Origin of the sequence: Hathewaya massiliensis, assembly GCF_902143515.1 — a bacterium.
GTDB classification, from domain to species: Bacteria; Bacillota; Clostridia; order Clostridiales; family Clostridiaceae; genus Hathewaya; species Hathewaya massiliensis.
The window spans coordinates 47,870-71,457 of the sequence record NZ_CABFVD010000004.1 but is presented as its reverse complement, the minus strand read 5'-3'; the positions used below and the strand labels follow the sequence as shown (position 1 = coordinate 71,457).

The 23,588-nt window shown below is 29.3% G+C and carries 33 protein-coding genes; 29 read left to right on the top strand and 4 right to left on the bottom strand.

Translation table 11 applies throughout. The features are described 5' to 3' along the window. Positions 1 to 136 precede the first annotated feature (136 nt). From smc to FNZ64_RS08750, 12 genes are all read left to right on the top strand, one after another. Positions 137 to 3,703 (top strand): chromosome segregation protein SMC, encoded by a 3,567-nt coding sequence (gene smc, locus FNZ64_RS08805; protein WP_142414437.1) that lies wholly within the window; start codon positions 137 to 139, stop codon positions 3,701 to 3,703. 13 nt (positions 3,704 to 3,716) lie between these two features. Beyond that, positions 3,717 to 4,619: a signal recognition particle-docking protein FtsY gene (gene ftsY / locus FNZ64_RS08800; protein WP_142414436.1), complete on the top strand. Its 903-nt coding sequence runs from the start codon at positions 3,717 to 3,719 to the stop codon at positions 4,617 to 4,619. Between the two features lie 248 nt (positions 4,620 to 4,867). After that, a complete protein-coding gene (locus FNZ64_RS14935) occupies positions 4,868 to 6,121 on the top strand; it encodes a transposase (RefSeq protein ID WP_142413796.1) in 1,254 nt (417 codons plus the stop codon). A gap of 240 nt (positions 6,122 to 6,361) precedes the next feature. Continuing rightward, positions 6,362 to 6,706: a putative DNA-binding protein gene (locus FNZ64_RS08790; RefSeq protein ID WP_142414435.1), complete on the top strand. Its 345-nt coding sequence runs from the start codon at positions 6,362 to 6,364 to the stop codon at positions 6,704 to 6,706. Between the two features lie 12 nt (positions 6,707 to 6,718). Beyond that, positions 6,719 to 8,065, top strand: coding sequence for a signal recognition particle protein (gene ffh, locus FNZ64_RS08785; RefSeq protein ID WP_142414434.1), 1,347 nt, complete (start codon positions 6,719 to 6,721; stop codon positions 8,063 to 8,065). Between the two features lie 33 nt (positions 8,066 to 8,098). Then, entirely contained in the window at positions 8,099 to 8,344 is a 246-nt protein-coding gene (rpsP, locus tag FNZ64_RS08780) for a 30S ribosomal protein S16 (RefSeq protein ID WP_142414433.1), read from the top strand. Between the two features lie 20 nt (positions 8,345 to 8,364). Then, positions 8,365 to 8,592: a KH domain-containing protein gene (locus FNZ64_RS08775; RefSeq protein WP_142414432.1), complete on the top strand. Its 228-nt coding sequence runs from the start codon at positions 8,365 to 8,367 to the stop codon at positions 8,590 to 8,592. Between the two features lie 64 nt (positions 8,593 to 8,656). Continuing rightward, positions 8,657 to 9,148, top strand: a complete 492-nt coding sequence (rimM, locus tag FNZ64_RS08770) for a ribosome maturation factor RimM (protein ID WP_142414431.1) — start codon at positions 8,657 to 8,659, stop codon at positions 9,146 to 9,148. Next, positions 9,148 to 9,870 carry a tRNA (guanosine(37)-N1)-methyltransferase TrmD gene (gene trmD / locus FNZ64_RS08765; RefSeq protein WP_142414430.1) on the top strand — a complete coding sequence of 241 codons (723 nt, stop codon included), beginning with the start codon at positions 9,148 to 9,150 and terminating at the stop codon, positions 9,868 to 9,870. The genes rimM and trmD overlap by 1 nt, the downstream gene beginning before the upstream one ends. Before the next feature lie 103 nt (positions 9,871 to 9,973). Beyond that, positions 9,974 to 10,318 (top strand): 50S ribosomal protein L19, encoded by a 345-nt coding sequence (gene rplS / locus FNZ64_RS08760; RefSeq protein WP_142414429.1) that lies wholly within the window; start codon positions 9,974 to 9,976, stop codon positions 10,316 to 10,318. 66 nt (positions 10,319 to 10,384) lie between these two features. Beyond that, complete coding sequence (gene ylqF, locus FNZ64_RS08755; protein ID WP_142414428.1) at positions 10,385 to 11,233, top strand: ribosome biogenesis GTPase YlqF; 849 nt, start codon at positions 10,385 to 10,387, stop codon at positions 11,231 to 11,233. 4 nt (positions 11,234 to 11,237) lie between these two features. Continuing rightward, the gene (locus FNZ64_RS08750) at positions 11,238 to 12,047 is read left to right on the top strand and encodes a ribonuclease HII (RefSeq protein WP_423244943.1); all 810 of its coding nucleotides are present in this window, start codon (positions 11,238 to 11,240) and stop codon (positions 12,045 to 12,047) included. Positions 12,048 to 12,194: 147 nt separating this feature from the next. Here FNZ64_RS08750 and FNZ64_RS08745 read toward each other — a convergent pair whose 3' ends face one another. Then, the gene (locus FNZ64_RS08745; RefSeq protein ID WP_142414427.1) at positions 12,195 to 12,566 is read right to left on the bottom strand and encodes a YraN family protein; all 372 of its coding nucleotides are present in this window, start codon (positions 12,564 to 12,566) and stop codon (positions 12,195 to 12,197) included. Positions 12,567 to 12,691: 125 nt separating this feature from the next. On the opposite strand from FNZ64_RS08745, the gene FNZ64_RS08740 reads away from it, so the two are divergent. Then, positions 12,692 to 13,735, top strand: coding sequence for a YifB family Mg chelatase-like AAA ATPase (locus tag FNZ64_RS08740; RefSeq protein ID WP_142414426.1), 1,044 nt, complete (start codon positions 12,692 to 12,694; stop codon positions 13,733 to 13,735). On the opposite strand, the gene FNZ64_RS08735 is transcribed toward FNZ64_RS08740, so the two are convergent. From FNZ64_RS08735 to FNZ64_RS08725, 3 genes are read right to left on the bottom strand one after another with little or no spacing between them, the layout of a single operon-like run. Beyond that, positions 13,722 to 15,290 carry a recombinase family protein gene (locus FNZ64_RS08735; protein WP_142414425.1) on the bottom strand — a complete coding sequence of 523 codons (1,569 nt, stop codon included), beginning with the start codon at positions 15,288 to 15,290 and terminating at the stop codon, positions 13,722 to 13,724. The genes FNZ64_RS08740 and FNZ64_RS08735 overlap by 14 nt on opposite strands. Positions 15,291 to 15,328: 38 nt before the next feature. Next, a complete protein-coding gene (locus FNZ64_RS08730) occupies positions 15,329 to 15,772 on the bottom strand; it encodes an ImmA/IrrE family metallo-endopeptidase (RefSeq protein ID WP_142414424.1) in 444 nt (147 codons plus the stop codon). A 12-nt stretch (positions 15,773 to 15,784) separates the two neighbouring features. After that, on the bottom strand, positions 15,785 to 16,180 hold the full coding sequence (locus tag FNZ64_RS08725; RefSeq protein ID WP_142414423.1) for a helix-turn-helix domain-containing protein: 396 nt from the start codon (positions 16,178 to 16,180) through the stop codon (positions 15,785 to 15,787). A 200-nt stretch (positions 16,181 to 16,380) separates the two neighbouring features. Here FNZ64_RS08725 and FNZ64_RS08720 point away from each other — a divergent pair, with 200 nt between their 5' ends. The 16 genes from FNZ64_RS08720 (at position 16,381) to FNZ64_RS08660 (ending at position 23,448) form a co-directional block, all read left to right on the top strand. Next, the gene (locus FNZ64_RS08720) at positions 16,381 to 16,581 is read left to right on the top strand and encodes a helix-turn-helix transcriptional regulator (RefSeq protein ID WP_142414422.1); all 201 of its coding nucleotides are present in this window, start codon (positions 16,381 to 16,383) and stop codon (positions 16,579 to 16,581) included. Continuing rightward, positions 16,582 to 16,719 carry a hypothetical protein gene (locus FNZ64_RS14695; RefSeq protein ID WP_185903733.1) on the top strand — a complete coding sequence of 46 codons (138 nt, stop codon included), beginning with the start codon at positions 16,582 to 16,584 and terminating at the stop codon, positions 16,717 to 16,719. Positions 16,720 to 16,858: 139 nt separating this feature from the next. After that, on the top strand, positions 16,859 to 17,074 hold the full coding sequence (locus FNZ64_RS08715; RefSeq protein WP_142414421.1) for a hypothetical protein: 216 nt from the start codon (positions 16,859 to 16,861) through the stop codon (positions 17,072 to 17,074). A 9-nt stretch (positions 17,075 to 17,083) separates the two neighbouring features. Continuing rightward, positions 17,084 to 17,827, top strand: a complete 744-nt coding sequence (locus tag FNZ64_RS08710) for a phage antirepressor KilAC domain-containing protein (RefSeq protein ID WP_142414420.1) — start codon at positions 17,084 to 17,086, stop codon at positions 17,825 to 17,827. A gap of 2 nt (positions 17,828 to 17,829) precedes the next feature. Next, positions 17,830 to 18,021, top strand: coding sequence for an aspartyl-phosphate phosphatase Spo0E family protein (locus FNZ64_RS08705; protein ID WP_142414419.1), 192 nt, complete (start codon positions 17,830 to 17,832; stop codon positions 18,019 to 18,021). A gap of 138 nt (positions 18,022 to 18,159) precedes the next feature. Further along, on the top strand, positions 18,160 to 18,396 hold the full coding sequence (locus tag FNZ64_RS08700; RefSeq protein ID WP_142414418.1) for a hypothetical protein: 237 nt from the start codon (positions 18,160 to 18,162) through the stop codon (positions 18,394 to 18,396). A gap of 48 nt (positions 18,397 to 18,444) precedes the next feature. Then, the gene (locus FNZ64_RS14690; RefSeq protein WP_185903732.1) at positions 18,445 to 18,618 is read left to right on the top strand and encodes a hypothetical protein; all 174 of its coding nucleotides are present in this window, start codon (positions 18,445 to 18,447) and stop codon (positions 18,616 to 18,618) included. After that, complete coding sequence (locus FNZ64_RS08695; protein ID WP_142414417.1) at positions 18,619 to 19,104, top strand: siphovirus Gp157 family protein; 486 nt, start codon at positions 18,619 to 18,621, stop codon at positions 19,102 to 19,104. A gap of 10 nt (positions 19,105 to 19,114) precedes the next feature. Further along, entirely contained in the window at positions 19,115 to 19,699 is a 585-nt protein-coding gene (locus tag FNZ64_RS08690; protein ID WP_142414416.1) for an ERF family protein, read from the top strand. A 13-nt stretch (positions 19,700 to 19,712) separates the two neighbouring features. Next, entirely contained in the window at positions 19,713 to 19,919 is a 207-nt protein-coding gene (locus FNZ64_RS08685; protein ID WP_142414415.1) for a hypothetical protein, read from the top strand. A 95-nt stretch (positions 19,920 to 20,014) separates the two neighbouring features. Next, positions 20,015 to 20,941: a DnaD domain protein gene (locus FNZ64_RS08680; RefSeq protein WP_142414414.1), complete on the top strand. Its 927-nt coding sequence runs from the start codon at positions 20,015 to 20,017 to the stop codon at positions 20,939 to 20,941. Further along, entirely contained in the window at positions 20,931 to 21,755 is an 825-nt protein-coding gene (locus FNZ64_RS08675) for a DNA adenine methylase (RefSeq protein WP_142414413.1), read from the top strand. The genes FNZ64_RS08680 and FNZ64_RS08675 overlap by 11 nt, the downstream gene beginning before the upstream one ends. 12 nt (positions 21,756 to 21,767) lie before the next feature. Continuing rightward, positions 21,768 to 22,142 (top strand): YopX family protein, encoded by a 375-nt coding sequence (locus tag FNZ64_RS08670; RefSeq protein ID WP_142414412.1) that lies wholly within the window; start codon positions 21,768 to 21,770, stop codon positions 22,140 to 22,142. Between the two features lie 127 nt (positions 22,143 to 22,269). Beyond that, on the top strand, positions 22,270 to 22,419 hold the full coding sequence (locus FNZ64_RS14685) for a hypothetical protein (protein WP_185903731.1): 150 nt from the start codon (positions 22,270 to 22,272) through the stop codon (positions 22,417 to 22,419). Continuing rightward, positions 22,406 to 22,828 (top strand): DUF1064 domain-containing protein, encoded by a 423-nt coding sequence (locus FNZ64_RS08665; RefSeq protein WP_142414619.1) that lies wholly within the window; start codon positions 22,406 to 22,408, stop codon positions 22,826 to 22,828. The genes FNZ64_RS14685 and FNZ64_RS08665 overlap by 14 nt, the downstream gene beginning before the upstream one ends. Beyond that, the gene (locus FNZ64_RS08660) at positions 22,816 to 23,448 is read left to right on the top strand and encodes a putative metallopeptidase (RefSeq protein WP_142414411.1); all 633 of its coding nucleotides are present in this window, start codon (positions 22,816 to 22,818) and stop codon (positions 23,446 to 23,448) included. Before FNZ64_RS08665 ends, FNZ64_RS08660 begins: the two co-directional genes overlap by 13 nt. The last annotated feature ends 140 nt before the right edge of the window (positions 23,449 to 23,588 follow it).

Genomic DNA, 23,588 nt, shown 5'->3' with positions numbered 1-23,588 from the left:
TTTTAAGAGGTGTTTTCATGAATAAACGTCAAAGGGAAAAAAGTACTAAAATAATGGCTATACTAATTTTAATTATATTTATAGCTGTAACATTTTTATCAATTTTAATTAGATAACTATTAGGAGAGATGGATTTATGTTCCTTAAATCAATAGAAATAAGAGGCTTTAAATCTTTTGCTGACAAAACAGAATTAAATTTTAAAAAAGGGATTACTTCTGTAGTTGGTCCTAATGGTAGTGGAAAAAGTAATATTTCTGATGCTGTAAGATGGGTTTTAGGTGAACAAAGTATAAAACATCTTAGAGGAGCTAAGATGGAGGATGTTATTTTCATTGGAACAGAATTTAGGAAGCCAGTTGGACTTGCTCAGGTATCTCTTATATTAAATAATGAGGAAGGAGAACTTAAGGTTGATTATTCTGAGGTTAAAGTTACGAGGAGACTTTATCGTTCAGGAGAAAGTGAATATCTTATAAACAATACTAAATGTAGGTTAAAAGATATACAAGAACTTTTTATGGATACAGGAATCGGAAAAGAAGGATATTCTATTATAGGACAAGGTAAAATTGATGCTATATTAAGTGGGCGACCAGAAGAAAGAAGGGCCTTGCTTGAAGAAGCAGCAGGTATTGTTAAGTTTAAAAACAGAAAAGAAGAGGCAGAAAAAAAACTTAATATAACAAATGAAAATTTAACTAGAATTACAGATATATTATCCACTTATGAAGAGAGATTAGAACCTTTAAGATTGGATATGGAAAAAGCCAAAGAATTCTTATCCTTATCTGAGGAATTAAAAGAAAAAGATCTGGGATTAATTATACATAATATAGACCAAATACAGAAAAAAGTTTTTACTTTTAAAAATGAAAAAGAGAGTAAAGAAGAATCTCTTGGAGAATTCATAAAAAATAAAAATTATTTAAAAAGCCAGCTTGAAAAATACACATTACTTTTAGAAGAACATGAGGAAAAAAATAAGAGAAGTCTACAAGAATATTATGACTATAAAGAAAAAATTAATAATACAGAAATGGAACTAAAAGTAATTAGTGAAAAAATTAAAAATGCAGAACTGTTAATAAAAAGATATGAAGAAGATATAGCAAAATTACAAAGAGAATTGCAAAACTTATTAATAAATAGAAATGATACAGAAAAAGAAATTGAATTTTTAAGAGAAAAACAACTTAAGTTAAAAAATGGATTAAGCATATATGAAAAAGAGTTATCTAAATTTGAAGGATATTTTAAAGAAAGTAATATGGAATTAGATAACTTAAAAGAAAAACTTAAACTAGTAATTGAAGATGAGCTAAAAAGTGAAAAAGAAAAAGAAAATTTAAATAGAGAGATTAAAGTTTTACTAGATAAAATAGAAGAAATAAACATAGTTACAGAAAATACTTCGAATCTAATTAAAATAAATGCTAACACTAGAAAAAAGTTAGAGGAACAATGCAAAGATATAGAAGAAAAAGTAAAGACTTATGAAGAAAGTATAAAAGAAAACACTAAAGAAATTTCTATTTTTAGAAGTAAATTAAGCAATATAAAAAATCAGCATAAGTCTAAAAATATAGAATTTAATAAGTTAGAAGCTAATCTTAATATTTTATCTAATTTAGAAAAACAATATGAAGGATACACAAAAGCTGTAAAAAAACTTATGGAACATATAGAAAATGGATTCGTAAAAAAAGTTACAGATGCTTTTGTCCTAGGAGAAACGATCAATGTACCAAAAGGATTTGAAACAGCTATTGAAATAGCTCTTGGTGGAAGTATATCAAATATTATTACTGATACGGAAGAAGAGGCTAAAATATTAATAAGTTATTTAAAAGAAAAATCCCTAGGAAGGGCAACTTTTCTTCCTCTTAACATAGTTAAGGGTAGACATATAAATACTAAATTAGATTTTAGTAATATAAAGGGGTTCCTTGGAAGAGCTAGTGATATTCTATCTTATGATAATAAATTTAAAAATGCTATAGAGTTTGTTTTAGGTAATGTAATATTAGCAGAAGATATGGAAAGTGCATTACATATAGCTAAACTCACATCTTATAGCAATAGGATAGTTACCCTTTCTGGTGAAGTTATAAATGTAGGAGGGTCTCTTACTGGAGGTAGCACTTATAGCAAAAGTTCTAATATAATTAGTAGAAAAAGAGAAATTGATGAATTAAGTAGAAGAATAGAAGAGTTAAAAGACGAGATAAAATCTACTACCATAAAAATAGAAGAATATAATAATAGAATCTCTGAATTAGATGAGTATAATTTAAATCTAAGAGATACTATTCACGGAGAAAATATAGATATAATTAAGTTAAAAGAAAGGATAAATTCTCTTTTAGAAGAAGAAAATAAGGGAAATAACACATTTAAAAAATTACAAAATGATGTAAAAAATTATGCATCAAAAATAAATATATATAAAAATAACTTAAATTTTATAGAACAATCTACTTCTAGTTTAAGTATAAATAAGAAAACCTTAGAAGATAATATAAGAGACTTAGAGGATAAACTAGTAAGTTCAAATAAAGAACTTAATTATATAAAAGAAGAAGCTATAGAGAAAAAAATTGCGCTTGCTGCTTTAAATGAAAATCTATCTAACAAGGAAGTAAAATTAGAAGAACTAAAAGTTGAATTTACAGAAAAAGATCATATGATTGGAAAATATTCTTCTTTACGAAATGAAGAAAATAAAAATTTAACAGAGTATAATAAACTAATAAGTTTTAATAAAATGGAACTTTTAAGTTTAAGAGAAAATATAAAGTTATTTGATGAGAAATTTAAAGAAGAGAACATAGATAGATTAAAATTAAAAGATAAAATTAATGAGTTTTCAGGTAAAATAGAAAATCTGTCCATAGAAGAAGAATCTATAAATAAAGAACTTAATAAAGTTATAATGAATCTTACAAGGTTTGAAACAGAGTATAATTCTATTCTAGAAAGATTAAATGAAGAATACAACATAACTTATGCAGAGGCTATAGATTATAAGAACTCTAATTTAGATATTTACAATACTAAAAAAGAAATTGAAAATTTAAAAGCTAAAATTAATAGCTTAGGCATGGTAAATGTTGGAGCCATTCAAGAGTATAAAGAAGTTAAGGAAAAGTATACTTTTATGAGTACTCAAAAAGAAGATCTAGAGGAGTCAAAAAAAGAGATACTTACAGTTATTAATGAAATGACATTAAAGATGAAAGAGGTTTTCAAAGATAACTTTGAAAAATTAAATGAGTATTTTCATGAAACATTTACGGAATTATTTAAGGGAGGAAGTGCTTCTTTAATTTTATCACAAGGAGATGAACTCTCAGGTAAAATTGATATAAATGTTCAACCACCAGGAAAAAAATTGCAAAATATAAATCTAATGTCTGGTGGTGAAAAGGTATTATCTGCTATTGCGCTTTTATTTTCTATTTTAAAAATGAAGCCTACACCTTTTTGCATATTGGATGAAATAGAAGCTGCCTTAGATGATGCCAATGTTTTGCGCTATGCAGAATTTTTAAAGAAATTTTCCGATAGAATACAGTTTATAGTAATAACCCACAGAAAAGGAACTATGGGAGTAAGTGATGCGCTTTACGGAATAACCATGGAGGAAAAGGGAATTTCTAAGGTCGTATCTGTGGATTTGAATAAAAACATTAATAATTAAGGTGGTGCTAATTATGTTTGGAAATTTTTTTGATAAACTAAAAGAAGGACTAGCAAAGACTAGGGATAATTTCACTGAAAAAGTTACAGAAGTTTTAAGTTTTGCTGTAAAAATTGATGAGGAAATGTATGAGGAATTAGAAGAGGCTCTAATTACTTCGGATATTGGAGTTGATACAACTTTAGATGTTATAGAAAAATTAAAAGCTAAAATTAAAGAAAAAAAGATTAAAGATCCTTCAGAAGTTATGCTATGTTTAAAAGAAGTTTTAAGTGAAATATTAAAAGAAGAAAAGAATGAAGAAGAATATCCTAAAATTGTTCTTGTAATTGGAGTAAATGGAGTAGGTAAAACTACATCCATAGGTAAAATTGCTCATAGATATAAGGAAAACAATAAAAAAGTAATTCTTGCCGCAGCGGATACTTTTAGAGCTGCTGCTATAGATCAGCTTCAAGTATGGAGTAATCGTGTAGGAGTAGACATTGTAAATCATCAAGAAGGTGCAGATCCTGGTGCTGTAGTTTTCGATGCAATTCAGGCAGCAAAAGCTCGTAATGCTGATGTTTTAATTTGTGACACAGCAGGAAGGTTGCACAATAAAAAGAATTTAATGGATGAGCTTGGTAAAATAAACAGAATAATAGAAAGAGAATTTGGAACTAAAAATGTAGAAACTCTTTTAGTGTTAGATGGGACTACAGGACAAAATGCAGTTCAGCAGGCAAAGCAATTTAAAGAAGTATGTAATATAAACGGAATAATTTTAACCAAATTAGATGGCACAGCAAAGGGTGGCATAGTTATTTCAATTAAAAATTCTCTTAATATACCAGTAAGATACATAGGTGTAGGCGAGGGTATGGAGGATTTACAAGAATTTAATCCTGAGGCCTTTGTTGAAGCTTTATTTTAAAAAAAGTTGTGTTAGATTAAAATGTTTAAAAAAGCCTAAAAAAAATATGGGGTGTTAAGTCAGAAGTTTAGCACTTAAAAAATTTTTAGGACGATAGTCCGTTGATTTATAATGTTTTATGAGTGAGTATTAATAAATGTGTTAATTCCGATTTTTACTGGAAATTATATAGAAAAAATTTGCATAATAAAAGCATCCCTTTTATAATAAGTTTTGCGAAAACAACAGATAAAAAGGATGCTGATAAAATGAACAAAAGTTATTTAAAACAAATGCTCACTTACTTCTCTAAGGTATACCATCTTGGAGAAAAAATCAATACCCTAAAAGATAAAAAAGTAAAATCTCCAGTAAAAGTTTCAACAATTACCTTTGTGGTATTATTTGGATTTATGCTTCAGATAAGGAGTTTCAACAGATTAGAACATTGGCTTAAAAAAGATAAATTTAAAAAAGTACTACCTAAAAAAACTAAAATGCCACGTATTGATGCCGTTAGGCGTTGTTTAAGTGATTTTGATTTAGATGGATTAAAAGAAATCCTTAAACATATAATAAAAACTACTGTAAAAAATAAGGTATTTAGAAATGGTACAATAGATAGCTTAAAAGTAGTTGCTATAGACGGTGTAGAACTATTTGAAAGTACTAAAAAATGCTGTGATAAATGTCTTACAAGAGTTGATAAAAATGGCTTAACTCATTATTTCCACAGATCAGTGATTTGTGCAACTGTAGGTTCTGACCATCATCTTATTTTAGGTCAAGAAATGCTTGAACCAAAACAAGACGGATCGGATAAAGATGAAGGTGAAATCACAGGAGGTAAAAGACTAATTAGAAGGCTTTATAAAGAGTATCATCATTTTGCAGATATTATAGTAGCTGATGCTTTATATTGTAAATCTACTTGGATAAAAGAAGTACTTTCATTAGGAATGAATGCAGTAGTACGAGTTAAAGATGACCGACTGCACATTGTAAAAGATGCATTAGCTTTATTTAAATGCCGTGAGGCAAATAAAGAATGGATAGTTCATAAGGGAAGCAAAAAGTATGTACAGATAAAAGCTTGGGATGAAGGTAATTTTGAAATGGCTGATTCAGAAGTAAAAGTAAGATTTATAAAATTTATAGAAGAAGTTCATACTGGAGATAAGGTACAATTTAAAGAGGCATGGATTATAACAACAGACAAATTTACGTCAGTAGAAACTCTATGGAAAATAATGCATAAAAGATGGGACATTGAAAACAATGTTTTTCATCAGTTAAAAACTGAGTGGCATTTAGATCATTGTTTTCTTCATAGCCCTACGGGCGTAGAAACAGTGGTAATGTTTTTAATACTAGCATTTAATTTGATGCAATTGTACTTTTTTAGGTGTATAAGATCCTTCAGAAAAAAACGAATGCTTCAAATAGATATTGTTGAGGATATAAGAGATGAGAGATTTACTATAGAAGATGACTGGATCAATCCACTATTTGTAAAAACTTAACTTTAAAATAAAATTGGAAATTATTTATTAAGATTTCGTGGGGTAGGGGTAAGTATATCTATTTTTGCGACCTATCGGTCTGCGGGCTTACCAGCCCTTTAAGTAATTGTAAAAAAATATAATTCCAGTAAAAATAAAAATTTCACTGGAATTTAGGTGCTAAATCTCTGGTGTTAAGTAAAAAAGCTTGACATGAAAAAATTAATCTGTTATTATTAAATTCGTGTTTAAGGTGATTTAATGGATAAGCGTACAGAAATACTTATTTTATTTGATATTTATGGTATGTTACTTACAGATAAACAAAAAAATATAATGGACTTATATTTTAATAATGATCTTTCATTATCAGAGATTGCAGAGAACTCTAGTACTAGTAGGCAAGCAATTCATGATACTATAAAAAGATGTGAAAAATTATTATATGAATATGAAAAAAAACTTCAGCTTATGAATAAAAGTAAAAAAATAAAAAGTATAAAAAATAATATACAAGAAAATTTAAAAGAACTTAATAAGTTAGAACAAACTGAAGTTCATAATATTATATATAAAATAGAATGTCAGCTGAAGGAATTAAATTAGGAGGTTACTTCTATGGTATTTGAAGGTTTATCCTCAAAGTTACAAGATGCTGTAAAAAAGTTAAAAGGGAAAGGTAAGCTTACTGAAAAAGATATAAAAGAAGCTATGAGAGAAGTAAAACTTGCCCTTTTAGAAGCAGACGTTAACTATAAAGTAGTTAAAACCTTTATAAAAACTGTAAGTGAAAAATGCATGGGAGAAGAAGTTTTAGGTAGCTTAACTCCAGGACAACAAGTAATTAAGGTAGTTAATGATGAGTTAACTAATTTAATGGGAACTAAAGAAGCTAAACTACAGTTTTCCACCAAAGGACTTACTGTTATTATGCTTGTAGGGCTTCAAGGTGCAGGTAAAACTACTATGTGTGGTAAATTAGCTTTAAATTTAAGAAAATCTAATAAAAAACCATTACTAGTTGCATGTGACGTTTATAGACCAGCTGCTGTAAAACAATTACAAGTTGTTGGAAGTCAAATTGATATTCCAGTATTTACAATGGGAGATAAAGTCTCTCCAGTAGATATTGCAAAAGCATCTATTGAACATGCTAAGAGTAATGGAAACAATGTAGTTATAATAGATACTGCAGGAAGACTTCATATAGATGAGGTTCTTATGGAAGAACTTGAAGATATTAAAAAAGAAGCTGAACCCTCTGAGATTTTACTTGTAGTAGACTCTATGACTGGTCAGGATGCCGTTAATGTAGCTGAAACCTTTAATAATAAGTTAGATATAACAGGTGTTGTTTTAACTAAATTAGATGGTGATACAAGAGGCGGAGCTGCACTCTCTATAAGTTCTATTACGGGAAAACAAATTAAATTTGCTGGTGTGGGTGAAAAAATGTCTGATCTTGAGGTTTTCTATCCTGATAGAATGGCTTCTAGAATATTAGGCATGGGTGATGTATTAAGTTTAATAGAAAAAGCTCAGCAAGCTATAGATGAAGAAGAGGCTAAAGAATTAGGAAATAGGATGCTAAGTAATGATATTAACTTTGAAGACTTTTTATCCATGATGAAGCAAATGAAAAAGTTAGGTCCACTTAACAAATTGGTAGAGATGATACCAGGGGTTAATGCAAAACAACTTCAAGGAATAGATTTAAGTCAAAGTGAAAAAGAACTTACAAAAATAGAATGTATAATTAATTCTATGACTGTTGAAGAAAGAAGAAATCCAACATTACTTAGTGCACCTTCAAGAAAAAGAAGAATTGCAAATGGATCTGGTAATACAATTCAACAAGTTAATAAATTAGTAAAAGATTACGAAATGATGAAGAAAATGATGAAGAAAACAAAAGGGTTCCAAAAGAATGCTAAAAAAGGTCTTTTTGGTAAATTACCTTTTTGATAAATAGTTTTAAATTTTAAGGAGGTGAAATATATGGCAGTTAAAATCAGATTAAAAAGAATGGGTGCTAAAAAAGCTCCTTTCTATAGAGTAGTTGTTGCTGATTCAAGAGCACCAAGAAATGGTAAGTTCATAGAAGAAATAGGTTACTACAACCCAACAACTGAACCAGTAACTTTCAAAGTTGATGAAGATAAAGCAGCTCAATGGATAAAAAATGGAGCTCAACCTTCAGATACAGTTAAAAAATTATTTAACAAAGCAGGTATCTGCAAATAATGAATGGAGGCGTATCTCGCGTGAAAGAGCTATTAGAAGTAATTGCCAAGTCACTTGTAGATAATCCAGAATTAGTTCAGGTAAATGAGGTAGTTGGAGAGCAATCAATAATATTAGAATTAAAAGTTGCTCCTGAAGATATGGGCAAGATTATTGGTAAACAAGGTCGTATAGCAAAAGCTATCAGAACAGTTGTTAAAGCTTCAGCTATTAAAGAAAATAAAAGAGTAGTTGTTGAAATAATTTAAGTACATAAGAGTTAGGGGAGCCTAACTCTTATTTTATAATCTTATATTTTAAGGAGGAAGGCCTTTGAAAGAATATTTGGTTATTGGTCAAATTTCTAAACCTCATGGTGTAAGAGGAGAGGTAAAAGTATTTCCCTTAACAAATGATCCTAAGAGATTTAAAAAATTACCCTATGTGTTAATAGACAATAAAGAATATAAAATAGAACACTGCAAATTTCAAACTGATAGGGTGATTTTAAAACTAGAAGGAATAGATTCAATTGATGAAGTTATGAAATATAAAAATAAGTATCTAGAGATTAAAAGGGAAGATGGTGTAATACTTCCAGAAGATGAGTACTATATAGCGGATTTAATAGGCTGCGAAGTATATGACACAAGTAATAAATTTCTAGGAACTGTATATGATGTAATAGAAACAGGGAGCAATGATGTATACTGGGTTAAGTCAGAAGACGGTGAACTACTTATTCCAGCCATAGGGTCTGTAATTGATACTGTTATAATAAAAGATTCAAGAATTATTATAAAACCAGTAAGTGAGTGGATGTAATGGAAATTGATATATTAACCTTGTTTCCAGAATACTTTTCTGTTTTTGATTATAGTATAATTAAAAGAGCTAGAGAAAAAGGGATCTTGAGCATAAAATCTCATGATATTCGAAATTTTTCTAATAATAAACATAAGAAAGTAGATGATTATCCTTATGGGGGTGGAGCAGGTATGGTTATGACTCCTAAGCCTATAGTTGATTGTATAAGGCATGTAAAAAACTTTAATAAGGGCAAAGTTATATACCTAGGACCAAGGGGAAAGACCTTTAATCAGAGTATGGCTAAGGATCTTTCTAAAGAGAAAGAATTGATATTCTTATGTGGACATTATGAAGGAATTGATGAGAGGGTTAGAAAATATATAGATGAAGAAATATCTCTTGGGGATTTTATATTAACGGGAGGAGAAGCTGCATGTATCCCAATAATAGATAGCATTTCAAGATTAATCCCAGGAGTACTATCTAGTGCTGAAAGTTATGAGGAAGAATCTTTTTATAATGGACTTTTAGAGTACCCTCAGTATACCAGACCAGAAAACTTTGAAGGAGAAATTGTTCCTAAAGTTTTACTGTCAGGGCATCATGATAATATAAGGAAATGGAGAAAAGCTCAATCACTTTTAATTACTAAAAGATATAGAGAAGATTTATATAGAAAATATAATTTTAATAATGAAGAGAAAAAAATACTGAAAGATTTAAATAAAAATACTTGATTATAGTTTTCTACTGTGGTAAAATTTATTTTGTGCATTCCGGGCGGTCCTCTGTCATGTTATGTGACCATGAACGTCTAATACTTTGTGGGAGGTTGTACATATGTTAGAAATAATAAAATCAATTGAAGCTGAACAACTTAGAAAAGACTTACCAGAATTCGGAGTTGGAGATACTGTTAAAGTTCACATTAAGATTAAAGAAGGTAGCAAAGAGAGAATCCAAATATTCGAAGGAACAGTTCTTAAAAGACAAAATGGTGGAATTAGAGAAACTTTTACTGTAAGAAGAGTTGCTTATAACTGTGGAGTAGAAAAGACTTTCCCAGTTAATTCACCTGCCATTGATAAGATTGAAGTGGTAAGAAAAGGTAAAGTAAGAAGAGCTAAATTATTCTACTTAAGAGATAGAGTTGGTAAAGCTGCAAAAGTAAAAGAAAGATTATAGTAAATTGGGACTTTTTAAGTCCCTTTTTTCATAAGTTTTTTTAAATAGGAAAGGAAGTGTTTTTTTATGGATATTAATTGGTATCCCGGTCATATGGCAAAGACCAAGAGGGCTTTAATAGAGAGCTTAAAGTTAGTAGATGCTGTAATTGAAATTAGAGATGCTAGAATTATTACTTCTAGTGCAAATCCTGATATAGATAACATTTGTAAAGACAAACCAAGGGTCATTTTATTAAATAAAGCTGATCTAAGTGATATAAGGACTACTGAAAAATGGATTAATAAGTTAAGCAATGGTAACACAAAAGTTATTAAAACCAATAGTGTTACAGGAGAAGGGTTAAAAGCTGTAAAACCCGCTTTAAATGAATTATTAAAAGAAAAACATGATAGGCTAAAAGCAAAGGGACTTAAAAATATAGTAATAAGAGTTATGGTAGTTGGTATACCTAATGTTGGAAAGTCATCTTTTATAAATAAAATGGCAAATAATAAAAGTGCGAAAACTGGAGATAAACCAGGTGTCACTAGAAGTAATCAATGGATTAAAACTAAATATGGTATAGAACTTTTAGATACACCAGGAGTTCTTTGGCCTAAGTTTCAAGATGAAGAAGTAGCCTTAAAGCTTGCTTTTACAGGTGCAATAAAAGATGAAATTATGGATATTGAAGAATTAGCACTAAAATTAGTAGAAAATCTTCAATCAAATTATGGGGAAAATTTAAAATCTAGATATAAGTTACAAGAGCTTTCAGAGTCACCTATAGAAAACCTCGAAAATATAGGTAGGAAACGTGGGTGTGTTATGTCAGGAGGACTTATAGATTACAATAGAGCCTCTGTAATGCTTTTAGATGAATTTAGAGGCGGTAAACTAGGTGGCATATCTTTAGACCGTCTTAAGGAGTAATAACATGAATTTACCTTATGATATAAATAATTTAGGAGTTAAAGAAGTAAAAAACTATTCTCTTAAATATGAAAGTGATATAGAAAAATATGGTAGTGAACAAGAGTTCTTGGAGTTCCTAAAATGTCTTGAAGAAGATCAACGTAAAGGAATTCAGGATATATATAATAAACTTTATAGGGCTAAAGAAAAATTTGATTTGGACTGTTCCAGAGTAAAAAAATTATATGAATTTGATAGGAATTTTAAAGGTATTAGATATGTAGCTGGAGTTGATGAAGTAGGGCGTGGTCCTTTAGCTGGCCCTATTGTTGGGGCTGCCGTAATATTAGATTTAAACCACATAATTAACTATATAGATGACTCTAAAAAATTAAAGGAAAAAAAAAGAGAAGTGCTAAGTAAAATAATAAAGGAGAGTGCTTTAGATTATAGTATAGTAGAGATTTCTAATGAGGAAATAGATAAGTATGGTATTGCTACATGTAATAATGAAATATTTAAGAGAGCTATAGCTGGACTTAAAATTAAGCCGGACCTAATTTTAACAGATGGCTATAGGATAAAAAACTGGAATGGTGTATTAAATAAGCATGTTATAAAGGGTGACTCTAAAAGTTCTAGTATAGCTTGTGCATCTATAATTGCTAAAGTTTATAGAGATGAACTAATGAAAAGATATGCTGAAAATTATCCCACGTACAATTTCAAAAAAAATATGGGATATGGTACTAGGGAGCATATAGAAGCTATTAAAACACAGGGAATATGTGAAATTCATAGGAGAAGTTTTTTATCTAGTCTTGGATATTAGTATTTTAATCAATAGAGACTAAGAAGGGGATTTTTATTATATATGATCCTTTAAATAAATAAGGAAGTAGTTACATAATAATACAAGTTAAGCTTCTGTTGCAATACTTGAAATTTTACAGAAGCTTAACTTATTATTTAAATAAATTTAAAAACCTATTCTAAAAGCATCTTCGATGAAATTTATTTTAAATTTCATATTATAGTTTAAATATACTTCTAATACATCAAATCTTATAAAAAAATCATTTAACTTATTTTTTTGAATGTAGAATTTAGAAGCATTAATTATTTTTTTCTTTTTATAAAAATTTACTGCTTCCATGGGTTTTCCATATTTATCTGAGTATCTAGTTTTAATTTCAATAAAAGAAATTACATCTCTTTTTTTCGCTATAACATCAATTTCACCAAGTTTGCACAGAAAATTTTTTTCTAAAATAGTATAGTTATTTTCTTTTAAATACGCTATAGATAAGCGCTCACCATAATAACCTATATCTTTATTTAACATATTCATTTATATTTTATCTCCTAGTGTTTTTTATAAATATACCCTTAATTAATATTTTTAAACAGAGTTATGTATTTAATTATAAAATTAGTCAATAATTTAGATATATATTTTAAAAGGAGAGAAATAATTTGATTAGTTATTTAAATAGTTCTACTGTTAAAGGCATAATTGGAGAGAATGTAAAAGTAGAAGTGGATATATCTAAAGGACTTCCTACTTTTAATATAGTAGGGTTAGGAGATACTTCTATTAAGGAATCAAAAGAAAGAGTTAGGTCAGCTATAGTAAATTCTTCCTACGAATTTCCCTTAGGGAGAATAGTAGTAAATTTAGCTCCAGCAGACTTAAAAAAGGAAGGATCAATTTTTGATTTAAGTATAGCTATAGGAATTCTTGCTGCTTCAAATCAAATAAATTGTGAAGGTTTAAGTGAAACCATGATATTAGGAGAACTTTCTTTAGACGGAGGCATAAATAAGGTAAGAGGAATCCTTCCTATTATATGTAGTGCAAAGGAAAAGGGGTATAAAAATTTTATATTACCCCTTAAAAATATAGGTGAGGCTTCTTTAGTTAGAGATGTAAATATATATCCTATGAATAATTTAAAAGAAGTTATTGGTTTCATACAATATAAGGATCTTATGCCTTATAAAAATAATAATTTAAATATAGAGGAAGAAATTAATGAAATAGACTTTCAAGATGTATATGGACAAGAGAATGCAAAAAGAGCTTTAGAAATTTCTGCTGCTGGAGGGCATAATATTTTACTTTATGGTCCTTGTGGCTCTGGGAAGTCTATGTTAGCTAAAGCTTTTAAAAGTATTTTACCTTCTATGAACTATGAAGAGGCTTTAGAAGTTGCAAAAATTTACAGTATTTTAGGAAAACTAAAAGAAGATAAAATTAGTTTTTCTCCTCCTTTTAGAACTCCTCATCATTCAACTACAGGAACAGCCTTAATTGGAGGTGGCAGTAATCTAGTTCCAGGGGAAATTTCTCTGGCTCATAAGGGAGTTTTATTTTTAGATGAACTTTTGGAGTTTAAAAAAAACATACTAGAAACTTTAAGGGAACCCTTAGAAGAAAAGAAAATAAACATAACTAGACTTAAGGGGAGTTATACATATCCAAGTGATTTTATTTTATTGACAGCTATGAATCCTTGACCGTGAGATTTTCTACTTTGATAAATGAATACTTTATATTTAATATAGCCTTTTTACAATTATTCTCCTGTATAGTACTCACTAGTATTTTATCTACTAATATTTTCACTATTTGTCTTTTGTCCTGAAAAGTTATATTAGGATTATTTATTTTAATTTTCATTTCTTTTAACATTTCTTCAACTTTAGTATAATCTTCAATGTCATTTAAAGTTTCTAATTCAGTTGTAAGTGAGTTTAAATTGTTTTTAATGTTATTATACTCTGTAGTAATTTTACTTATCTGTAGCTCTAAATCATGTGAATTTATAATGCCTTTTCTAAATAAATCTAATATAGACTGCTTTTCATGTTCTTTACCATGCATATTATTTTCTAATAGTTCTTTTTGCTTAAGTAAATCCAATTTACTGTCGTGCTTAGTTTTCAGATTATTTTTTAATATTTCTATTGTTTCTCCTGGATTGTTAACAAAGTTAGTTATATCATTCCAAACAATAGATTCTATATAATTAGTGTTTATATTTTTCGAATTACATTTTCCTCTATAACTTATCTTGCCATTACATACGTAATATCCTCTTTCGCCATACGTAGCTCCAACATAAGTTCTATTACATAAGCTGCACTTTATAAGCCCTTTTAATAAATAATTTCTTTTATGGTTTCTTGAAGCTTCTATTTTATTATCCTCAATTACATGTTGTGCTTTTTCCCATGTTTCTATATCCACTATAGGTGGAACTTCTCTAGTTATTACATCCTTTTTTTTATTAGACCTTTTTCCATAACTATGAATACCTTTATAAGTGGTGTTACGTAGCATTCTTAAAATGTTGCCTGGTCTCCATACACCTGCAGTATTTATTTTTCGTTTACCTTTAGAGACTTTTCTATTATCTTTTTGGTAACTAGTAGGAACATTCATAGCATTTAAGTAATCGCATATCTTAACGGTACTATAATGCTTTTCAACTGTAAGATTAAATATTAACTTTATTATATCAGCCTCACTTAAATTTAAACCAGGTATAATGTCATTGTTTATTTGTAAGTATTTAAATTCATCTACATAGTAGCCATAGGGAACTATTCCGCCTAGCCACTTACCTTCTTTAGCTGCTCTATTGGTACCAAGTTGCATACGTTCTAAAATAGTAGAACGTTCTAAATCAGCCACTCCAGCTAACATAGTTATCATAAATCTACCAGAAGGTGAAGAGGTGTCAAAAGGTTCTGTCATAGATTTAATTTGCACATTTAATTCTTCTAACATATGTATTGAATTTAGTGTTACTCTAGCAGATCTACCAAGTCTATCTAATTTATATAATAGTAAAGTATCAAAATTATTATTTTTAGCATCTTGGATAAGTTGCTTTCCTTGAGGTCTATCTTCTAAAGGAATAGTACCAGAAATACCATCCTCCTTATAGATTTTAAATACTTTAAGTTCATGTAAGTCACAATATTTTTTAGAAAACTCTATTTGATTTTCAATTGTTTTTCTTTCTTGTTGGTCTTCTGTAGATACCCTGCAGTATATAGCTATCATTTAATTACTCCTTTCGCAAACTTATGTTCGATTAGAAACTAAAAAAATTTATCGAATTTATATTTTATTAATTCTTTAGGTACACAGAAATAAGAAGCTAACTGTTCTAAACATAAATTCTCTAAACAATACTTATCTATATCTTTTTCATTAATTAATAGTTCAGCAGCAAATTTGTTAGCTTCATTTTCATAACGACCGGTTGGGAACAAAGTAAATTCCCTTATAAAACGTATGTCTTTATTGTGATGTAAAATAGCATGTCCTAGTTCATGAGCTAGGACTATTTCTTTTTCATGGTCCGTAAGGTTTTGATTTATAATAATAAACTTATTTCTAAGTATCTTTAAAAAGTAACCCTTTGTAGAATCTGAATAATATCTGTACTCTATATTTATACCTAAATAATTAGCTAGTTTATAAGGATCACGGGTACCATATTTTTGAACTAAATGCTTTACTCTTACAGGTATATTTATCATATCCCCAACCCCTTATTTCTTCTTAGTATATTTATTTTTATTAATTTCTTTTGATTTCCAAAATAGTTCGGTTATATCTCTAAATATTTTTTCTTTATCTTCTTCAGCAACACTATCATCCATGAAAAATTCCCCAGCATCTTTTATAAATTCATTATATTGAGCAATTTCTTTTTTATTTGAATACCTCTCAGGAATTTTTACATTACATTTCTTATCATCAAATAAATCATTTACTGAAACATTTAAAGCAGTTGCTATTTTTTGGAGAGTAGCAGCAGTAGGACTCACTTTATCATTTTCAATATCACTTATAGTTGATTTACCAACGCCACTAATTTCAACCAAATCTCGTATACTCATTTTATTTGCTTTTCTAAGAGTTTTAATATTTTCACCTATGCTCATTTTATTCCCTCCTATTGTGTACGGTATAACATACAATTATTATAACACTTTGTACGTTAAAGTAAACAGTAAAATAAAGAAATTTAAAGAAAGTACGAGAAAACGGAATTTATATTGAAAATCTGTCCGATATATGGGATAATTAAAGATTGTCTTTTGTCCGATAAAACGATATTATGTAATCACAGGAGGTAATAAAAATGACTAACAATATTAAAGAATTATTGAATGAAAATCATATTAAAGTTTCAGAAGTTATTGAAAAAACAGGGCTTTCACGTTCGCATTTTTATGACGTTATGAAAGGGAATAGCATTCCAAGCTTATTAGTTGCTAGAAAAATAGCTGATGCAATTGGTGTCCGTTTAGAAGAACTATTTCCAAAAGAAGAGGGTGAATAAATGAAATATAAGACAGATTGTTATTTGGTTAAAAGAGAATATGAGTTAAATAAAGAAAAAATAGAGAAGGCATTCAATATTATTTTAAGTATTCAATATGAAGAAAATGATAAAAACCCAATGTCTAAAACTAAATAATGTTTAAAAATATTTAGTTCATGTAGAGGATAAGCACCATGTAAACAACGTATCCCCATGGTGACTAAGGGAATGTATAGGAAGCTCCAGTTAAAATCCTACTGGTTCTAAGGGTAAATAAAGTCAAGGAGTGATTTAGATGCCATTAACAAAGTTATTTTTAGTTACTTCAACAGATAGAAGAAAAATAGGAAAGATAGAAAAGCAGACTCAAGAAACAAGACCAGAAGGGTTATTTGAATTATTTTGCGAGCTTGCAATGGAAGGCACTGCAACAAGCTATTCTGAAAGTAGAATTTATTACTTAGCTTATTTGTTAAGTAAGGAAGGAATAAAAGTAAAAATAAAAGACTAGGAGGCATGTATGAACGAATTACAGGTTTTTAAAAACGAACAGTTTGGTTCAGTAAGAATGATACAGATAAACAATAAGCCCTATGCTGTAGCAAATGATGTTTTAAAATCATTAGGTTATGCAGAAGGGAGTTGGAGAACAACTTTATCAAGGAAGTGTAAAGGCGTTACAAAATGTAACGGGTTAAAAGTTAATGGAGTAGAAATCAATTTAATACCAGAAGGTGATATTTACAGATTAATTGCTGGATCTCATTTGCCACAAGCAGAAAAATTTGAATCATGGGTTTTTGATGAAGTATTACCACAAATAAGACAAACAGGTGGATATATTCCTCACGGTAAAGATGAATCAGAAGAAGATATATTAGCAAAAGCTATCTTAATAGCACAAAAGACTATAGAAAAGAAAAATCAAATAATAGAGCAACAAAAACCACTTGTTAACTTTGCTAATAAAGTATCAACATCAGAGAACAGTTTGTTAGTTAGGGAAGTTGCCAAATTGGCTAGTAAAGAAGGAATAACAATAGGCGAGAGAAGGTTGTGGCAAAAACTTAGAGAGTGGGGGCTGATATTTAAGAATAGTACAGAGCCTAAGCAACATGGAATAGATAGAGGATATTTTGAAGTAGTAGAGGGCACAAGAGAAAATTCAAAAGGAGTTTTTACTTATCATACTACTAAAGTTACTGGAAAGGGACAGATTTATATAATCAATAGATTAGAAAAGGAATTTAAGGAAGTGATGTAATTATGGAAGAACTAAGAGAAAAACTTTATAACTTCATAGAGCAGTATGGTCCACTAGACCAAAGAACCATAGATCTAAGCCAAGAGTTGGACAAGCTAGTTGTAAAAGCAATGATTAAAAATAAAGGGGGTTACTATGAAACAGGTATTAAAAAACATAGAAGAAAGGGTTATATGGCAGAAAAGAGTTTTTAAGATGCTAGACTATATAGCTAGGGTTTTGTTCTTGATAGCATTTGATTGGATATTCGTAAAGCTATATCTAATAGCTTACAGGTAAACTAAGGGATAGGATTTAGGGATTAAAATTTATTTAGAAAGGAGAATAAAGAAATGTTACAAGAGAAATATAAGGTTTTTAAGTATAACAAAAACGTTTTCTTTACTAAAGAAGCAAACTTAAAGGAAGTTGAAGGTATTCGTTTTAGCTATATGGGAAGGTGTTTGATACTTGTTAATAGTGACTTGAATACTTCTGATAAGCAGGCAGTTTTGCACAGGCTTGTAAAGAATATAGGTGATATAACACTAAATAAAAAAAGAGATGGCATAAAGCCACCAATAAATTAATTTAAATATCGTAACTAAAGTATATGAGAAAATCGGAGGTTTGTAAAGATGGTTAAATCGCTAGAAATTTTAATAGAGAGCATTAACTCTCAATTAGCTATACTAAATGCTAATAATTTTAAGATTCATGATGAAGATAATACAGAGTTTTATATAAAAGAAGTTTATTACAGTAAAGAGGATGACAAGCTTTATTTTAGATGTTGTGAGGAGGAAAAATAAATGAACTTATATGAATTAACTGAAAACTATTTAAATTTACAGGAGCTAATAGACAATCCAGAGGTACCACAAGGAATGATTAATAAAGCTTTAGATGAAGTTGGTGAAGCTATAGAAGAAAAGGCGGAAAATATTGCTAAGCTGATTAAAACTAATGAAGTATATATAAATGGGTTTAAGGAAGAAGAGAAAAGAATAGCAGAGAAAAGAAAAGCTATGGAAGCTAAAAATAAAGGATTAAAAACTTATCTTGAAAATTGTATGAGAGAAGTTAACAAACTTAAATTTAAGGGAAAATTATTTAGCTTTAACATTCAAAATAATGCACCTAGTGTTAAGTATGTAGATGAAACAAAGATACCTAAAGATTATTACGTGGAACAGGATCCAGTGTTAGATAGAAAGGCATTATTAGAAGCTTTGAAAGCTGGGAAAGAAATTGAAGGTGTAGAATTACAGCAAACTTCTAGTTTAAGAATTAGATAAGGAGGGCAATATGAATTTACAAGAAAAACTTCTTAATATACAAGCTAATCTTAAAGCACCTAAGAGCCAATACAACAACTTTGGAAAGTATAGTTATAGAAATTGTGAGGACATCCTAGAAGCGGTCAAGCCATTACTGGCAGAAAATAAACTGGCTTTGACAATATCAGACGAGATAGTCCTAATAGGCGATAGGTATTATGTAAAAGCGGTTGCATCCGTAATAGACGCAGAGACGTGCGATAAGGAAAGTGTTAGCGCTTTCGCCAGGGAGGAAGAAAATAAAAAAGGTATGGATGCAAGTCAATTAACAGGTAGTACAAGCTCATACGCTAGAAAATATGCTTTAAACGGATTATTTTGCATAGATGACACAAAGGATAGTGACACACCTAATGGTGATACAGGAGCAGAGGGGAAAACAAACAACCTAACACAAGCACAATTAAAAAGATTATATGCAATAGCAAATAGTAAGGGCAAAGATAAGAAAACAGTTGAAGCGGAGATTAAAAAGGTATTTAACAAAAAGCCTTCTGAACTTACAAAAGCTGAATATGACAGAGTGTGTGGCGGTTATGAAAACTTAAAATAAGGTGGGATAAAAATTGATAAGAACATATGCAACTTCAAGTGCAGCAGTAGTAGAGATTTTAGAAGAAGAAGGAAGAGTTGAATTTAAGAATATAGAGGGAATAAGAACATCAAGAAAATGTATGTTTATAGATTATGAAAAGGAGAATTCTGAAATAGTAATTCATAATTTATCAGAAGAAGAATTAAGAGAGATAAAAAGAGTAGTGAACGAGTTATAGGAGAAGAAAGTAAGAAAAAACTATTCCATAAATAGAGTTTTCTCCACTAAAACTATAGTAAATTCGGAGAAAACTCTATAAAAGGAGGTGCAAACGTGGCTAGACCTAGAAAAGAAGGACTTGATTATTTCCCTTTAGATGTATATTTAGACGATAAGTTCAAGTTTATAGAGATTAAATTTAAGCTTGAAGGCTTTGCAATAGTTATAAAGTTGTTACAGAAAATATATGCTAATGGGTACTATATAGGTTGGAGTGAAGACGAGGAGCTGCTGTTTACAGATGAAATTAGAGCAGAGTTAACTACAGTCAAAGATGTAGTAGAGGAATGTTTAATAAGAGATATATTTTCTAGAGAGATGTATGAAAAATATAAAGTATTAACTTCTAAAGGTATCCAGAAAAGATTTATAGAAGCAACTAAAAAAAGAGCTGCTAGAAAGATAAAAAAAGAGCTGGATTTAGTTTCCGAAGAAATAACGGAAGTTTCCGAAGAAAAAACAGAGGTTAAAGAAGAGAAAACCCCAGTAAATTCTACAGAAAGTACACAAAGTAAAGTAAAGAATAGTAAAGTAAAGAATAGTAAAGTAAACAATAACATTAATGAAAGTGATGAAAATATTGTTGATAAAAAATATGTTGATTTTTTTAATAATAATTTTCACCTTATAACTAAATTTGAATTAGATACTTTAAATAGCTTTATAGAAGATGGATTAAGCGAAGAAGTAATAGTGTTAGCTTTAGAAAAGGCAGTTGAAAATGGTGTAAGGACCATAAATTATGTAAAAGCAATACTTCAAAGTTGGTTAGAAAATAATATTAAAACAGTTGATGATGTTAAAGCTTTTGATGAAGCATTTAAAAGAAGTCAAATAGAAAAAGGCAGTAAAGGTAAAACAGTAGTGCATAAGAAACAAAATGAATTTTGTGACTATGAGCAGAGAAAATATGATTTTGAAAGCTTGGAAAGAAAATTATTAGGTTGGGATAAGGAGGGTGAAGAAGATAATGAAGCTTAAACATATAAGTAATATAAAGTGGATTGGTGGAAAGCATGGCAAAGAAGAAAAGTACCTGGATTTAATGCCAGACCATAAAATATTTGTGGATTGTTTCTTTGGATCCGGAGCAGTACCTTTTTATAAAGAAACAGTTAGTCCTGTAAAACTTACAGTGGTAAATGATATAAATGATAAACTTGTAAATTACATGATGGTAATCAAGGATAATCCGGAAAGGTTATATAAAGAATGCAGCTCTTTACCCTATAGTGAAAGTTTATTTGAAAAATGGAAGTGGGAGCCATGGCCGGAAGATAAATTAGAATCAGCAGTAAGATTTTATTATCTCATGAGGGTTTGTTTTGGTGGAGGAGGTCACAAATATAAAAATGGTATAGGATTATCCAAAACACAAAATAAGGCCAAGCAATTAATTACTGCAACAGAACTTATTCCTAAGATGGCCGGACTAATAAAAAACTGGAATATATTAAACAGAGATTTTGAAGAAGTAATAAAATTTTATGATACAAAAGATACATTATTTTTCTTAGATCCACCTTATCATTCCCATGAGGATATGTACTATGGAGGATTTGAAGAGAAGGACCATATAAGGTTAAAGAAAAGGTTAGATAAGATAAAAGGCAAAGCAATGGTTTGTTATTACAGCAGTCCATTAATTGATGAATTATATCAAGATTGGTATATGGTGAAATACAGTACGGCCAGCCAAATAAAAAATAGAGCTGAGGGGGATAAGTGTCCTGTTAGGAATGAATTAATTTTAATGAATTATGAACCACCTGCAGAACAATTAAAAATAATTTAAGGAGTGAGTGGGTTGAGAGAAATAATCTTTAGAGGTAAAGATAAATTAGGAATTTGGCATTATGGAAACTTGCATATCGATACAATTTCAGATAAAGAAAATAAACACTATATCATATCTACAATAATTATTGATGATGAAAACATACCAGACTATATAGAAGTCAATCCATATACAGTGGGACAAATGACAGATAGTGTAGATGTAAATGGAGATGGTATATGGGAGGGGGATTTAGTAAATCAAAAATCAGTTCTTGTTGGAGATGATGAAAATATTGACTTCACTGGTTATGTTAAATTTTCAGAAGGTAGATGGGTAATAGATAATGGTAAAAATGCAATACCATTATGGAGTGAACATAGAGAAAATAAAATTATAGAATAGTTATATTTCAAAGATATTGAGAACTAAAACTCTAGGTATAGGCTAAATTTAGGAAAGTTTATACCTAGAGTGTACTAGAGAAATAAAACGTTAATACATTATTTTAAGCATAAAAGGAGTTTTAAACATGGGAAACATAAAAGTAATGGCAATACCCTATAAAACTTTTAAAGAACGAATACGGCTTACTAATGAGTATTTAGACGCATACCACATAGAGAATATGAATGGGTTTTTATATTTACAGAAAAAAGAGGTGCTTAATAGTGAAAAGTAAATATGGATCTAAGGAAATTGTTATAGATGACATTAAATTTGATTCAAAGGATGAAGGTAAGTATTATGAATATCTTAAGAAACTTAAAGCTCAAGGAAAGATATTAAACTTTGAATTACAGCCTAAATATGAATTACAACCAGGATTTAAAAAGAATGGTAAGACATATAGAGCAATAACATATGCACCAGATTTTTTAGTATATCATCTTGATGGAACAGAAGAACTTATAGACGTTAAAGGTATGAGTACACAACAGGGAGAAATGAGAAGGAAAATGTTTGATTATAAGTATCCGGATTTAAAGCTTACATGGGTAGCTAGATCCTTGAAATATAGTCCTACAGGGTGGATAGGATATGACCAATTAAACAAGATTAGAAGGGAGAATAAGAAATGCCAAAAATAAGAATTATAAACGATAAAACAGGAGAAATGAAAGAAATAGATTGTATAGGCTATAACCTACAATTTGTCACATCAGAGGGTGAAGGAAGAGTTCAAATGGTACGAGCTTTAGGAAATGGCAAATACGATAGTAAACACTGGATAAAAAATGATATTTACCATCCTATGGCTTTAAAGATAAAAGAAAATCTTAAAGAGCTATCGCCTAACTTAGTAAGTGTAAATATAGAAAAGATATTATTCCTAGAAGATATTGATTATGTTGCAGATGAAATAAACAGAGAAACTGATTGGGTAATGAAAATCAAGAAAGCTCCAGCACAATTAACTAAATTAACAGGGTACAAGTTTATTATAGTTAGCAGAGGGTTTTGGATGGAGAGAATAAGCAATGAACAGATTGTAGCTCATATATATAGCTGCCTAAAACAGATAGATGGAGACAAGTTAATAGAGCCAGATATAAAAGGTTGGAAAGAAGTATTAGGAACATTAGGTTATGGGTGGGAGACCACTATAAGCCCTGTTCCAAACTTACTTAACGGATTTGAAGATGATGATTTTTTAATGCTTAAAAAGGCAGATAATCAAATGAAATTGGATTTAAGAAATGTAAAATAAATAGTTTTGTAGTTAGGGGATATAAAGCTTATTTCCTAACTTTAAATAAATGTTCTTTGAAAATTGAATAATGCGATATTAGGGAAATATGTTATAATTTACTTAAAATAATAGATAAATATTAAGTTTTAAGGAGTGGA

Bases quoted from the DNA above. Each gene is read 5' to 3' on its own strand.
- smc (WP_142414437.1), top strand. From the start codon at position 137: ATGTTCCTTAAATCAATAGAAATAAGAGGCTTTAAATCTTTTGCTGAC.
- ftsY (WP_142414436.1), top strand. From the start codon at position 3,717: ATGTTTGGAAATTTTTTTGATAAACTAAAAGAAGGACTAGCAAAGACT.
- FNZ64_RS14935 (WP_142413796.1), top strand. From the start codon at position 4,868: ATGAACAAAAGTTATTTAAAACAAATGCTCACTTACTTCTCTAAGGTA.
- FNZ64_RS08790 (WP_142414435.1), top strand. From the start codon at position 6,362: ATGGATAAGCGTACAGAAATACTTATTTTATTTGATATTTATGGTATG.
- ffh (WP_142414434.1), top strand. From the start codon at position 6,719: ATGGTATTTGAAGGTTTATCCTCAAAGTTACAAGATGCTGTAAAAAAG.
- rpsP (WP_142414433.1), top strand. From the start codon at position 8,099: ATGGCAGTTAAAATCAGATTAAAAAGAATGGGTGCTAAAAAAGCTCCT.
- trmD (WP_142414430.1), top strand. From the start codon at position 9,148: ATGGAAATTGATATATTAACCTTGTTTCCAGAATACTTTTCTGTTTTT.
- rplS (WP_142414429.1), top strand. From the start codon at position 9,974: ATGTTAGAAATAATAAAATCAATTGAAGCTGAACAACTTAGAAAAGAC.
- ylqF (WP_142414428.1), top strand. From the start codon at position 10,385: ATGGATATTAATTGGTATCCCGGTCATATGGCAAAGACCAAGAGGGCT.
- FNZ64_RS08750 (WP_423244943.1), top strand. From the start codon at position 11,238: ATGAATTTACCTTATGATATAAATAATTTAGGAGTTAAAGAAGTAAAA.
- FNZ64_RS08745 (WP_142414427.1), bottom strand. From the start codon at position 12,566: ATGAATATGTTAAATAAAGATATAGGTTATTATGGTGAGCGCTTATCT.
- FNZ64_RS08735 (WP_142414425.1), bottom strand. From the start codon at position 15,290: ATGATAGCTATATACTGCAGGGTATCTACAGAAGACCAACAAGAAAGA.
- FNZ64_RS08730 (WP_142414424.1), bottom strand. From the start codon at position 15,772: ATGATAAATATACCTGTAAGAGTAAAGCATTTAGTTCAAAAATATGGT.
- FNZ64_RS08725 (WP_142414423.1), bottom strand. From the start codon at position 16,180: ATGAGCATAGGTGAAAATATTAAAACTCTTAGAAAAGCAAATAAAATG.
- FNZ64_RS08720 (WP_142414422.1), top strand. From the start codon at position 16,381: ATGACTAACAATATTAAAGAATTATTGAATGAAAATCATATTAAAGTT.
- FNZ64_RS14695 (WP_185903733.1), top strand. From the start codon at position 16,582: ATGAAATATAAGACAGATTGTTATTTGGTTAAAAGAGAATATGAGTTA.
- FNZ64_RS08715 (WP_142414421.1), top strand. From the start codon at position 16,859: ATGCCATTAACAAAGTTATTTTTAGTTACTTCAACAGATAGAAGAAAA.
- FNZ64_RS08710 (WP_142414420.1), top strand. From the start codon at position 17,084: ATGAACGAATTACAGGTTTTTAAAAACGAACAGTTTGGTTCAGTAAGA.
- FNZ64_RS08705 (WP_142414419.1), top strand. From the start codon at position 17,830: ATGGAAGAACTAAGAGAAAAACTTTATAACTTCATAGAGCAGTATGGT.
- FNZ64_RS08700 (WP_142414418.1), top strand. From the start codon at position 18,160: ATGTTACAAGAGAAATATAAGGTTTTTAAGTATAACAAAAACGTTTTC.
- FNZ64_RS14690 (WP_185903732.1), top strand. From the start codon at position 18,445: ATGGTTAAATCGCTAGAAATTTTAATAGAGAGCATTAACTCTCAATTA.
- FNZ64_RS08695 (WP_142414417.1), top strand. From the start codon at position 18,619: ATGAACTTATATGAATTAACTGAAAACTATTTAAATTTACAGGAGCTA.
- FNZ64_RS08690 (WP_142414416.1), top strand. From the start codon at position 19,115: ATGAATTTACAAGAAAAACTTCTTAATATACAAGCTAATCTTAAAGCA.
- FNZ64_RS08675 (WP_142414413.1), top strand. From the start codon at position 20,931: ATGAAGCTTAAACATATAAGTAATATAAAGTGGATTGGTGGAAAGCAT.
- FNZ64_RS14685 (WP_185903731.1), top strand. From the start codon at position 22,270: ATGGGAAACATAAAAGTAATGGCAATACCCTATAAAACTTTTAAAGAA.
- FNZ64_RS08660 (WP_142414411.1), top strand. From the start codon at position 22,816: ATGCCAAAAATAAGAATTATAAACGATAAAACAGGAGAAATGAAAGAA.